Source organism: Salinicola sp. 4072 (assembly GCF_036663415.1).
GTDB classification, from domain to species: domain Bacteria; phylum Pseudomonadota; class Gammaproteobacteria; order Pseudomonadales; family Halomonadaceae; genus Salinicola; species Salinicola salarius_A.
This window is the reverse complement of the sequence record NZ_JAXOVV010000008.1, coordinates 63,512-76,212: the sequence shown is the minus strand read 5'-3', so window position 1 is coordinate 76,212 and position 12,701 is coordinate 63,512. Positions and strand designations below refer to the sequence as shown.

General features: G+C 63.9%; 9 protein-coding genes. 4 read left to right on the top strand and 5 right to left on the bottom strand.

The features are described 5' to 3' along the window. Positions 1-39: 39 nt before the first annotated feature. Positions 40-1,407 (top strand): TrkH family potassium uptake protein, encoded by a 1,368-nt coding sequence (locus R3F72_RS07865; protein WP_087718993.1) that lies wholly within the window; start codon positions 40-42, stop codon positions 1,405-1,407. A 28-nt stretch (positions 1,408-1,435) separates the two neighbouring features. Here the strand turns inward: R3F72_RS07865 and R3F72_RS07860 are convergent, their stop codons facing one another. Further along, positions 1,436-2,059, bottom strand: coding sequence for a LysE/ArgO family amino acid transporter (locus R3F72_RS07860; RefSeq protein ID WP_087718992.1), 624 nt, complete (start codon positions 2,057-2,059; stop codon positions 1,436-1,438). Between the two features lie 92 nt (positions 2,060-2,151). Here R3F72_RS07860 and R3F72_RS07855 point away from each other — a divergent pair, with 92 nt between their 5' ends. Together R3F72_RS07855 and R3F72_RS07850 are read left to right on the top strand one after the other, a co-directional pair. Further along, positions 2,152-3,060 (top strand): LysR family transcriptional regulator ArgP, encoded by a 909-nt coding sequence (locus R3F72_RS07855; protein WP_087718991.1) that lies wholly within the window; start codon positions 2,152-2,154, stop codon positions 3,058-3,060. Between the two features lie 145 nt (positions 3,061-3,205). Beyond that, positions 3,206-3,586: a hypothetical protein gene (locus tag R3F72_RS07850; RefSeq protein WP_087718990.1), complete on the top strand. Its 381-nt coding sequence runs from the start codon at positions 3,206-3,208 to the stop codon at positions 3,584-3,586. A gap of 72 nt (positions 3,587-3,658) precedes the next feature. Here R3F72_RS07850 and R3F72_RS07845 read toward each other — a convergent pair whose 3' ends face one another. Then, the gene (locus R3F72_RS07845; RefSeq protein WP_110634517.1) at positions 3,659-3,961 is read right to left on the bottom strand and encodes an MTH1187 family thiamine-binding protein; all 303 of its coding nucleotides are present in this window, start codon (positions 3,959-3,961) and stop codon (positions 3,659-3,661) included. 421 nt (positions 3,962-4,382) lie between these two features. On the opposite strand from R3F72_RS07845, the gene cfa reads away from it, so the two are divergent. Further along, complete coding sequence (gene cfa / locus R3F72_RS07840) at positions 4,383-5,534, top strand: cyclopropane fatty acyl phospholipid synthase (protein ID WP_110634513.1); 1,152 nt, start codon at positions 4,383-4,385, stop codon at positions 5,532-5,534. A 75-nt stretch (positions 5,535-5,609) separates the two neighbouring features. Here cfa and R3F72_RS07835 read toward each other — a convergent pair whose 3' ends face one another. From R3F72_RS07835 to R3F72_RS07825, 3 genes are read right to left on the bottom strand one after another with little or no spacing between them, the layout of a single operon-like run. Next, positions 5,610-6,719: a Wadjet anti-phage system protein JetD domain-containing protein gene (locus R3F72_RS07835; protein WP_303853547.1), complete on the bottom strand. Its 1,110-nt coding sequence runs from the start codon at positions 6,717-6,719 to the stop codon at positions 5,610-5,612. Continuing rightward, positions 6,709-11,730, bottom strand: coding sequence for a hypothetical protein (locus R3F72_RS07830; RefSeq protein ID WP_332779367.1), 5,022 nt, complete (start codon positions 11,728-11,730; stop codon positions 6,709-6,711). Before R3F72_RS07830 ends, R3F72_RS07835 begins: the two co-directional genes overlap by 11 nt. After that, the gene (locus R3F72_RS07825; RefSeq protein WP_256961206.1) at positions 11,727-12,701 is read right to left on the bottom strand and encodes a hypothetical protein; all 975 of its coding nucleotides are present in this window, start codon (positions 12,699-12,701) and stop codon (positions 11,727-11,729) included. Before R3F72_RS07825 ends, R3F72_RS07830 begins: the two co-directional genes overlap by 4 nt.

The window sequence follows — 12,701 nt, the reverse complement described above, 5'->3', positions numbered from 1 at the left end:
GATGCCCACCCACTCCGATCCCGGTTCGGAGCTGCCCTCGTGAGACGCTGGCAACGCCTGAAACAACCTTTTCGCCGCTCGCCTCATGGCGGGGTCATTCGGCTGTCGCCGCCGGAAATCCTGCTGATCGGCTTTGCCCTGCTCTGCGCTCTCGGCGCGCTGCTGCTCTGGCTACCCGGTAGTGCAACGCACTCCCTGGCCTGGCACGAAGCGCTGTTCACGGCGACCTCCGCGGTCACCGTCACCGGCCTCAGCGTGATCGATATCGGCCAGGACCTGACGTTCGTCGGCCAGCTGGTGGTGCTGGTGATGATCCAGATCGGTGGCCTGGGATTCATGACCTTCGCCGCCCTCACGGTCCTGCTGCTGGGAACGCGTCTGCCGTTGAGTCAGCAGAATCTCGTCCGCGAGGCGCTGGGCGAGATCGCCTTCAGCGACATCCGCGATCTGATCAAGCTGGTCGTCGCCTTCGCGTTGCTCACCGAGAGCGTCGGCACGCTGTTGCTGGCGTGGCACTGGGTCCCCGAGTACGGACTGAAGGCAGGCCTGTGGCACAGTCTCTTCCACGCCGTTTCCGCATTCAACAACGCCGGCTTCTCGACCTTTACCGATAGCCTGATTCAGGAAGCGGGCAGCCCACTGGTCAACGGCGCGGTGACGCTGATGTTCATCGTCGGCGGCCTCGGCTTCGTGGTGGTGAGCGATCTTTATCGCCACCGCCGCTGGTCGCGCCTGGCCATGCAGACCAAGGTCGTGCTGCTGGCCACGTTCTGGCTCAACGTGATCGCCACCACGATGCTGCTCGGGCTGGAGTGGTCCAATCCCGCCACCCTCGGCGGGCTGGGCGACCTCTTCACCAAGGTGCAGGCGGCCTGGTTCCAGGCCGTCACGCCGCGTACGGCCGGCTTCAACACGCTGGAGATCGGCTCGCTCACTGATGCCTCCACCCTCCTCGTCATGCTGCTGATGTTCATCGGTGGCGGTTCGAGCTCCACCGCCAGCGGCATCAAGATCACCACGTTCGTCGTGCTGTTGCTGACCGCCCGGGCGTTCTACCGCAATACCGAACACCCCACGGCCTTCGGCCGCTCGATGACTCAGGAAACCGTGATCAAGGCGATCACCGTCGCGCTGGCCGGGGTTTTGCTGGTCGTCCTGACGCTGTTCGGCCTCACCATCACCGACGGCGACCATTCGTTCCTCGATCTGGCCTTCGAGACGGTTTCCGCGTTCGGCACCGTGGGGCTGTCCCGCGGCATCACCAGCGATCTCTCGCTGCCCGGGCAATTCCTGCTGGGCCTGACGATGCTGCTGGGTCGTGTCGGGCCGCTCTCGGTGGGCTATTTCCTCGCCACTCGCCAGGCGAAGGGCGTGCGCTACGCCAAGGGTGAAATTCAGATCGGCTAATGATGGATTCAGACGCTCGAGACCGCGTTCACAGCGCTCGCGAGGCGAGTTGCCAGGCGACCAGCAGCATGATCGCCCCGACGGTGATATCGATGCCCTGCCACCAACGCGGATTCTGCAGCCGCGGCGACAGCCAGTGAGCCAACCCCACCAGCCCGAAGAACCAGATCAGCGAAGCCAGAGATGCCCCGGCCACGAATCCCGCCGGACTGGCCTGCTGGCCACCGATGATACCCAGCATCACCACCGTATCCAGATAGACATGCGGGTTGAGCAGCGTCACGCCCAGCGTCGCGATCACCACCGGCCTGGCGCTAGCGAGACTCATGCCGGTCTCGGGCACGTGGTTCACGGCCAACGCGATGGACTCAGGGCGGGCGACGCGCTTGAACGCCACCAGCGCCTGCCACACGAGCCAGGCCACGCCGCCCCATCGCGCCAGCAGCAAGAGCACGGCGCTGGAGGTGATCAGCGGCCCGAGCCCCGCCACCCCGGACGCGACCAGCAGCAGATCGCACACCGCGCAGATGCCCGCCACCAGCCAGCCGTGCTCGCGGCGGAGGCCCTGGCGCAGGACGAACGCATTCTGCGCGCCGATGGCCACGATCAAGCTGGCGCCGATCAACAGGCCGTGAAGAAGAGAATTTCCCACTATCGTGATCTCGAAAAGGCAGCGGTTCGCATCATGCCGAGAAATCGACTATTAATAAAAATGAACATGTTAATGAGGCATTAGAAAATTTGATGCTGGACTACAAACTTCTGGAGGCCTTGGCTGCCATCGTCGATCAAGGTGGGTTCGACCGCGGCGCGCAGCAACTCAATCTGACCCAGTCGGCAGTCTCCCAGCGCATCAAGTTGCTGGAAGCGAGACTGGGGCAACCGGTAGTGGTCCGTACGCCCCGGTTAATGCCTACCCCGCTGGGCCAGCGGCTGCTGAATCACGCTCAGCAGGTGCGTCTGCTGGAGCATGATCTTCTCGACAGGATTCCGGCACTCGGCGAGGGCAAGCATCGTCTCAGGCTGGCGCTCAACGCCGACAGCCTGGCGACCTGGTGGGCGCCGACGCTGGGTGACTTCTGCCATCGACGCGGCGTCCTGCTCGACCTGGTCGTGGACGATCAGGAAGTGGCGCTGCGCCGCATGCGCGACGGCGAGGTGGCCGGCTGCATCTGCGCCACCGCACGTCCGGTACAGGGCGCTCGTGCCCGCGCGCTCGGGTCCATGCGTTATCGGGTCATGGCCAGCCCCAGGTTTGCTGATCGCCATTTCGCCGAGGGCGTGACCCATCAGGCGCTGGAACTGGCGCCCGCCATTCTCTATGGCCCGGACGATCGTCTGCACCAACGCTATCTCGATTTCCATGGTTTCAAGGATCCGTTCCCGCATCACCTGTGTCCGTCGTCGGAAGGCGTGCTGCACATGGTGCTTGCCGGTATCGGCTATGCCTTGATCCCCGAGAGCCAGGGGGCCGATGGATTGGCCCGAGGCGACCTGGTCGACCTCGATCCGCAGCGACCGCTGGACGTGCCGCTGTACTGGCACTTCTGGCGCCATGGCGGTGAACTGCTCGATGCGCTTACGGCCCACCTCGTTTCCGCTGGCGACAATTGGCTGAGAGCCCCGGAAGCGTCGTCGGCTGCCGTTGGCTGAAAACGCCCTCGTCGCACAATGGCGACAGGATTCCTCTTGATAACCAATGGCTTGAAGATCAGCAGGCACGGTCTAGAATGAATGGCAAGTCAAATGGACGATGCCACCATGAATGCGGGAAACCACGACACAAGGAGTGAGTGACATGATGCAGACAGCCACCAGAACCCCGGTATGGATGGCCCTGGCCGGACTGCTTACACTAGGCGCCCTTGCCGGCTGCGCCAGCGACAGCAGTTCGATCGAGAAGGACACTACCGATTATGTCGTGACCGGTTTGGGCGATGATCAGGACGAGGCACTGGCCAACGCCAAGGAGCGCGCCCTGGAACAATGCGAGTCTCAGGATCGTGACGAGTTCGTGATCGTCGAACAGGACATGATGGGACCGAAAGACGGCGCCAGCAAGGCGGCCAATGCCAACGACCAGCTCGAAGGCGCGACCGTCGACGAAGACACCGAACTTCAGGCCGCCACGCAAGAAGGAGATGGTTACAAGGCCACCTGGACGATCCGCTGTCGCTGAATTCTGACCCAGTTCCCAACCAGACAAGATCATCGAGCCCCGCCGGTCAAACGACCGCCGGGGCTTTCTACGCTACGCTCGGCGCAGGTTTTCCACGCTCTCGACCTTGTCATCCATGCGCTGCTCCCGATCCGTGCGGGTTCCCATCTTCAGCGTCGTGGTAATTCTCGGCGCGCCCATGGCATGCACCTCCTCGTGGCAGGCCTTGACGACGGCCATCACCTCGTCCCAAGGGCCTTCGATATTGGTGCCGTAAGCATGCATTCGATAATGAAGCCCGGAAGCCTCGATCACGCGCTGGCACTCTGCCACATAGGGCGACACCGAGACGCCGACCCCCAAAGGAACGACACATAGATCAACGATGACGTGCATTTTTCCCTCCTGTGTCGATTTTTCAACTTGATCGACATCAACTATGCATATTTTGGCCTAAGGTTCACTGTGAGTCGTTAGACGAGCCAAAAGAGGCCATCGAACGCCAATCGTCTGGAAAGGCATGACCGAGCCTAGACTATTGCGCCAATAGCGCTAGGCTTATTGACGGTAAAGCCGTTAGCACGCAATGTATCAACGCTGATGAAGTCGTCTAACAATAGGGAACAGGGACAGTGGAGCGTCACGTTTCCAGGCCATGGCTTGACTCTTCGGACTGTTTTCAATCGAGTGGAAAATGACCGAACAAATGCGTCAGCGCGGTCGAACCCGCAAGTCAACGGGTCGTTTTTCGCCGTTCAACCGGAGTGATAGCGCCGGATGGCCAGGGTACGTTACGCGCCCCTTGCTAGGAAAAACCATGACCAGTAATACACCAATCGCCCCAGTCGCACTGCCCGACACTCGCGCTCGTCACACCATCGAGAAAATGCTGGAAGGATCCGGTGTCACCCTCAACGGCGACCAGCCATGGGACATTCGCGTCCACCACCCCGACCTGTTCTCCCGGGTCGTCCGCCAGGGTTCCATCGGCTTCGGCGAAGCCTACATGGACGGCTGGTGGGAGTGCGACCGTATCGACGAAATGATTCACCGACTGCTCCGTCATGGGCTTGGCGGCGTCGCCCATACCACCAAGGAGCGCGTCGTCTACAAGCTGCAGTCGAGCTTCGTGAACCTGCAGAGCAAGGCGCGGGCCTACATCGTCGGCAAGGAGCATTACGATTTCGGTAACGATCTTTTCACCCGCATGCTCGACGAGACCATGTGCTACTCCTGCGGCTACTGGAAGGAAGCCCGGACGCTGCACGAAGCGCAGGTCGCCAAGCTCGATCTGGCCTGCCGCAAGCTTGGTCTCGAACCCGGCATGAAAGTGCTCGATATCGGCTGTGGCTGGGCAAGCTTCGCCGAACACGCGGCCCGCCATTACGGCGTCGAAGTCACCGGCATCACCATCTCCGAAGAACAGGCGAAGCTGGGCCGCGAGCGTTGTGCCGGCCTGCCGGTCGAGATCATTCTCGAAGACTATCGCGAGCTCAGCGGCGAATTCGACCGTATCGTCTCGATCGGTATGTTCGAGCACGTGGGTCAGCGCAACTACGCCACCTACTTCGACACCGTCAAGCGCCTGCTGAAGCCGGGCGGCCTGTTCGTGCTGCATACCATCGGTTCCAATACCAATGAAGTCAGCATCGACCCCTGGATCAACAAGTACATCTTCCCCAACGGCATCCTGCCCTCGGTTCAGCAGATCGCCGATGCCAGCGAAAGCAAGCTGGTCATGGAAGACTGGCAGAATTTCGGCGCCGACTACGACACCACGCTGATGGCTTGGCAGGAAAACCTGCTCGCCCATTGGCACGAGATCGCCGGTAACTACAGCGAACGCGTCAAGCGGATGTTCCTCTACTACCTCGGCTCCTGCGCTGGCGCCTTCCGGGCAAGAGACATCCAGCTGTGGCAGGTGGTTTACTCCAACGACCGGGGTGGACGTTACGACTCGCCGCGCTGAGTTTTTCTCCACCCCCACGACTTCTCCACACTAACAACATCCAGAGTTCGTGAACGGGCTCTGGATGTTTTGCTTTCAGGCGCTATCTCCTCGCAAGTGGCCGGGCCACCGAGAATCCGGAATAGAATCTCCTGCCAATGTGCGGACCGCAGCGTTATCGAGATATTCCTGGTCGAGTCCGCGCGCCGTCTCAGCGGCCAACTGACCCCGCTTTCCGGTAGCCCGAGTCAATGGATGACTGACATCTGCGGACATGGCGTCAATCATGGGCTGATAGAGAGCGGAGAGAACCAGATCTGGCAAAGCGCGTTTCAGGCGCTGATAAATGCGAAAGCCTTCAGGATCCAGATCTCCCCAATAAGCTGGATTAGGTAGTGACAGGAGCTCCGACAAGCCCAAGGTCGACTGATTGTCACCAATCAATCGGACATCATCGGGCCGATCCAACACTTCTGCGAGTGACAGGCCGTAGCCGAAGCTGCAAATCAGCGCCATACGTTGATCAAGACCACAACGGCATGCCTGGTCAAAGCTCTGCGGGTTCTCGATCAACAGGATCGATTCAGGCGCTTCCGGTGCCGCTAGCAGAACACGTACTATTGGCCGCGCAAACTTCTGGGGATCAATACCGAACGTCCGCGCCAGCGGCAACAAACTGCCTAGCAGCTTGCTACTACCCAAGAGATAGCGCGCACTGGCCTGGAAGGCGGTCAGCGCATAAATTCCAGGCACGTCGTTCACCATACAACGGAAACCGTCAGCCAGTCGGCGTTGATCCTCTAGTGACCACTCCCCAAGCGGGCCATCCAGGGCGCGATTCCACGCCCGCCTCTGCTCCTCTGTCAGCGGCAAGACCGGATGTGCAGCCTCCATGGCGTCCTGTAAATCAGCGGCATGATCCTCTGAAAGAGAAACGAAAGGATTCAACCCATTCAGCGGAGATAAAGCAGTCTCGCCACCTCCTTGAGGCAGGCTAATAAAGCCGCAACGGTAAAGTTCAATGAGCGCCTGCCGACCTTCATGCAACGAACGGCAGACATCTCCCCTGAGCAGGCGTTTGCCGAGCGTATCGGCCTTACTTCGGGGCGGCGTCTGCTCTAGGCGCGCTCTCTTGCGCCATGTGGCTTCCATGTTCTCGAGCAGTGCCAGCGCCGTCGGGTTCAGCAGCTGCCGATTACGGTTCATCAACGGATTCCTTTGCCCGGGTCACATGAATCCCGAACAGGCTCGCCTCGCCTTCGCCGCGCCCCGTTTCCTCGGGTGAGACCTGCCGACCTTCCCGCACGATGACGTGACCGCCCTGCCCCTGTTGCCCACCGATCACGCTGCCGACCAGGTAGGTGGGGAAGATGCTGGGGTCATTCTCGTAGTTGGGGTTGTGGATCAGCCCGATCATCTGGAAGCGTCCGCGGGTATTGCGCAGCGACTCCAGCGAGTCCTGGATCAGGCGCCGATGCGAGAGCTTGGAGAACAGGCCGTCGAGCAGGATGACGCTCTCGCGGCTGGCGCGGGCACGACGCTTGTGGCTACCCGGCAGTTCGCGCAGTTCCCGTTCGATGGCGAACTCGGAGAGCTTCACTAGCCACATCAGCGAAACGGCCTCGCGCTGGCCTTCCGACATATCCTCGTTGAGCGAGAACAGCCGGCCGTGTGGACGAATGGCGTCGTGCTTGATGCGAATGGTGACGTCGCGGAACAGGCCGCGATAGATGCGCCGGCGAATCTGGCGGGTCAGATCGTCGTCGCGACCGCCCCTGGCCTGTGTCCCGTCACCCGCCTGCTCGAGCCGGCGACGCTGCACAGCGAGATGGGCGTCGATGTCGGCCAGCAGTTGATGGATCAGCTCACGCACCGACTCGTCGGCGATCAGATCCGCCTTGACCTCGAAGTAGGCACCGCCATCGGCGGAGCGGCGGGCTACCCGACGCAGAATTTCCAGGTTGCCGGCGGCGTCGATGATGATCGAGCTGAGACGCTCGACGAGTGTGTCCTCGATCTGCTCGCGGGAGGCATGCAGCCGCGTCACCCGGCTGCGATGCTCGTTGAGCTGGCCTTCGAGCTGGCGATGGAGGCCGCGCAGCGACTCCAGCGCTTCCGGCGTGACGCCTTCCAGCGTACCCAGCCGGGCGCGCTCGGACTCGTTGAACAACCGGCTGGCACTGGCCGCTTCCAGCGACGATGCCAGCGCCTTTTCCCTGGCCGCCACGTCCCGTGCCTGGCGCTCGCGATTGCGCGCGCGCTCGCCCAGATTGAGACTGCCGAGCCCATCGAGCAGCGTCTGCTGATAGGTTTCGAGTGCTTCCAGCTCGAACGGCTGAACGCTCGCATCCGCGCCGGAACCTTCATCAAAACCTTCACCAGAACCTTCGCTGGAGCCATCGAGCGGTGCGGCCTGCCAGCGCCGCCACTCGGCCATGGCAGCATCGAGACGTTCGGCCTCGGCGTGATCGGACGGCCAGCCGGCGCGGCCATCGGCCAGCGCCCGTTCGGACCAGCCTTCCGGTAGCTGCCGCAGCACTTCGAGCCACGCTACCGCCAGTTGATCGGTTACGTTGAGTGCCTGCTGGTGGCGAGCGAGACGCGAGTCGATCTCGCTCTGTTCGCGGGTGTTGCGCTTGCGCTTGTCGCGCGTGTCGTTAAGCAACTGTTTCACCCGGCCGATATCCCGCTCGAGGGTGCGATTGCCGCCTTTTTCGTCACGTACCTGAAGGAAGGCGCGAATGCGGGCGAAATCGAAATCGGCACGCCGGCTGGCCTGCGCCAGCGCCGCGGTCAGCTCCGCTTCCCGCGCTTCGGCCCGATCCATGAATGCCGGGCCGCCCTCGGCAACGAACCGATCCAGACGACGCAGGCGCTCGCGCTCGCCGTCGGCGAACAGCCCGCTCAGTTGCTCGCGGCATTGGCTGCGCCGCTCGTCGAGCGCCTCGCTGCGCAGCGTCAGCTCGACAACGCGCTCGTCCAGTTCGGCGATCTCTTCGAGCAACGCTTCCAGGCTGGCATCGATTTCGCGCAGACGCTCGACCCCGCCGGCCTCGGCGAAGCGTTCCGCCGCCAGCCAGTTGCTGCCATGCGTCTCGAGCTCGCGAGCTGCCTGTTCACGCTGCGGCTGCAGCGTTTCGAGTCTTTCCGCGGCAAGTTCGCGCGCTTCCCGCGCCTCTTCCAGCGCCCGCTCGCCGCCCTCTTCGAGATATCGCTGGTAGTCATCGATTGATTTCAGCGCCGCTTCGCTCAGCCGGGGTGTCAGCGCCTCCTGTTCTGCCTCTGTCTCCATGCGCTGCGTTTCCAGCGAGGCCAGGCGCATCTCGGCTTCCTGCTCCAGCGCTTCCGCCGCCTGCAGGGCCAAGCGGAAACGCTCGCCGTGAGGATCGAGTCGGGATATCTCCTCCGTCAGCGCCTGCTGGCGCTGCCGGTCGATCTCGAGCCGCTGCTGGGTCTCTTCACGCAGTGCCGTGAGAAAGGCCGGATCCAGCGCCGCCTTCACCGCCAGCGTCTCGACGCCCTGTACCGCCCCCAGCGGCAGTTCGCCCTGCTCCAGGAGCGCCAGCAGACGTTCCGCTTCCAGCACCGGCACGCCGCAGCCGGCATCGATCAGGCACTGGGAGGCTTGCCGCGCTGCCTCCTCGCCTTCGACGACCGGCGCGAACAGCTGGCCGGCGGCCTGCGCCAGCCACTCGCGACGCCGTTCGTCGTCGGCGTCGCCGCCGGAGAGCACCTCGTGCAGCGCGCGGAAGCCGATCTCGCGGGCCTCCAGCAGTTGATGCGCCTGGGCTTCTGCCGCCTGTCGCGCCAGCGGATCGCCGCTAAGGCTCTCCAGGTAGCGCTCGCGAGACTCGATCGTCTCGGCCAGCGTCTCGGCCTCGCGCAGCAGGCGTGGATAACGCGCCTTGGCATCCTTCAACCAGGCCTGGGGAGCGGCGTCGCCGCCGACTTCGCGGAACTGGCGATAGGCTTGATCCAGCGCCGCGAACTGGGCGGACTCCTGCGCGATGCGATGCAGCTGGTCCTGACACTCGCGGGACTGGCGATAGAGCGTATCGCGCAGGTGTACCGGCGAGGCATCGCCATGCCAGTGCCGATAGCGCTCGGCCGAATCCGCCAGCGGCGTCAGTCGATCCAGCCGAGCGGCGGCGTCGCTACTCTCCCGCCGCGCCTGGGCCAGCGTCTGCTCGAGTTCCGCCAGCGCGTTCTTGCGCTCGCTCCAGAAGCCGATCGCGGAGGCGTCCGGCCAGCCTTCGACGAACGTCTGCCAGGCTTCGCGGCCGGCCTGTAGCGGCCCCAGCTCGCCTTCCAGGCGCTGGCGCTGCTCGCGGCGCGCCTGCAGGGTTTCCCGCAGCGAATTGCGCTGCTCGTCGAGCGCGGTCCACTCGTCGTTCCATTCGGCGAGCTGCGTTTCCAGCGTCTCCTGCCGTTCGCTCTTCAGCGCCAGCAGCTCGCCCGGGGTCGTGTCGGGATGTTCGCGAACGAACTCCTCGTGCCACTGCGCCGGCTGCTTGAGTTCGCCCAGCCGGCCGAGATGATCGGCGTGCGCCTTGCGCGCTTCGGCGAGCGTCGATTGCGCGGCGTCCCGCGTGGTCTCCGGCGCTTCCAGCTCGGCCTCGCTGAAGAGCCCTTCGGCCAGGGCCTGGGTGTAGACGCTCTGGTTATCGATGAAGTCGCGCTGGCGCGATTCGAGCTGTTCGCGCTCCTGCTCCAGCCGCTCCATCTCCTCGTCGAGTTGTTCGGCATCGAGACGCAGCGAACGACGATACTCGCGGTCGGCGATCACCTCCTCCCGGAAGCGGTTGCCGTCCAGCCCTTCGAACGCTTCGGCGGCATCCTCGAGCAGACCGAGCGCCCGGTAGCGCGCGGCGTCGTCGTTGAAGGCGTGGCTGTCGGCGAGCCAGGCACGCGCCTGGTCGAAAGCGACGTGACCGATATCGCGCCCACCGATCCAGCCGGCCGTCGGCAGGTGAACGAGCCGGCGGTGGGTATCGACCCGCGCCCCGCGTTCGGAAAGCGCCTGACGCACGTTACGCTCCGCCTGGCGGGTGAGTCGCGCCAGCAGCCAGGTGGAGACTCGCGGCCGCTCGATATCGCCGATCGCCCAGGCGAAGCCAACGACGGCCTCGTCGATCTCCCGGTTCGTGTCGTCGCGGTCATTGTCGTCGCGGTCATTGTCGTTGCGACCATTACTGTCACGACCATTGTCGTCGCGATCAGCGTCACGACCCGGCAGCCCCGGCAGCGGCGCCAGCGCCTGGCCCCCCAGCAGACGCTCGGCCTCCAGCAGTGCCGCATCCTGCATGATGAGCTGGCTGCGCGCTTCGAGCAGCGCCTCGCCCTCCTGGTCGAGCGATGCCAGCCGTTCGACCTTCTCGTCGGCACGCTGCTGGTCGCTCTCGGCTTCGGCGAGGCGATGGCGCAGCTCGGTGATACGCGTCCCCGAGTGCAGGATGACATCTTCGATCAGCTCTTCTTCTTCATCAGTCTCGCCGCGAGTGGCCCCGGAGAGAATCTGCGGTGCCAGCACTTCGTAGAAGAACGCCTGGTCGGCCTTCTCGCCGGCACGCGGTTTGATGGCGTTGAAGATCTGGCTCTTGTCGGCGCCGCCCTCTTTCTGAAACGCCGCCAGCTGCGCCAGCTCGCGCCGGGAGATGTGCGCGCCCACCGCTTCCAGCCACTCTTCGCGGTTGTGGGCCCGTGTGGCGCCATGGTTTCGCAGCATGCTCTGGAAATCGGCATTGGGGTAGAGCGCCAGCTTGCCGTCGCGGGTGACGTGATGCACCGGCACGTCGGCCAGCTTGCCGGGATAGTGATAGAACGTAAGCCCGCTGCCATCGCTGTAACCGTACATGCCGAAGACGAAGGTCTCGCCGGCGACCTCTTCTCCGGCCGCCGCGAGCATGTCCTCCTGCTGGGCATCGCCCCCCTGGGCGCGGAATTCGACGCGTAGATGGGTCCAGCTGCGGCCCTCGCCGTTGACCTTCGACGGCGAGCACTTGCGCCGGGTGCGCGTCAGCAACTGCCGATCCCGCGAGAGCATGCCGATCAGCGCTTCGGCCATGGTGGTCTTGCCGAAGCCGTTCTCCATGCTCACCGCGCTCGACTGTCCACGCAGATCGAGCAGCAGGTGGCGCATCTTGGCTTCCCAGGGCGAGGCGATATCACCGTGCTTGTTGAGAAGGTTGGCGATTTCGATACGGTTGATGACGCTCACCGGCGATTCTCCCCAGGCTCGTCCATGGAATGGCTTGTGACATCGGATGTCGATTCCTCGGCCGCCTTGCCGGCATCGACGTCGGCTCGATCCGTCTCGAACAGGTCGGCTTCCTTGTGCGCCTCGTTCTCGGCCGGCGAGGCCGTCTCGGGAACGTCGCCGTCGACTTCCGTGCCGCCAGGCGCTTCGTCGTCGAGGTCTGCCCGAGGCGTCGAATCGGCGTCCTCCTGGGCCGAGGTCAGTTCGATCAGGTGCGTCAGGTGATGCACGCCGATCTGCTCGGCTTCCAGCGCACCGAGCAGCGTCTGCTGCCAGACATCCTCGTCGCCGGCCTCGCGCACCATATCGAGATGACCGGCACGGGCCAGCAGGTCGATGAAGGCCTTCACCCGCCGGGGAATGTCTTCACCCCGCTCGTCGAGCAGGACGCGACTGTTCTCCGGCGCGCGGTCTCCCAGCCCCCGCAGGGTCTCGAGTTGATCGCGAACCAGTTCCACCAGCTCGCGGGGCGTGAAGGTCGCCTCCTGGTAGCGGCTGACGTCGGACAGCGCGCGATTCAGGCGGGTATAGATCAGCGTATGCAGCAGAAGCCACAGCTGCAGATACCACAGCGCCAGCTCGGCGCGGCTCTCCTGGCGCAGCTTGAGTGCCTCGAACACCGGTTCGCGGGTGTAGAGCGGCGGCTGCTCGAGCTCCGGGTCCGGCAATAGCGCGAAGAAGCGCGAGCCCGGCGCGATCCCGGGATAGTCGCCGGATTCGAACGCCTTGAGACGCAGCCCCTGCCCGGCAAGAAAGTCTCGTAGCGCCTCGCGCTCGTTCTCCTGGGCGTCGTCGATCAGCGCGCAGACATCGCGCTCGGAGAGCTGGCCTTCGCGCGCCGCACGGCGCTTGCGGCCGCCGCTGGGCACGCTTTCGGCAGTGCGGTAGCGCAACAGGTACGCGACGACTTCGCCCATTTCCATCATGTTCAT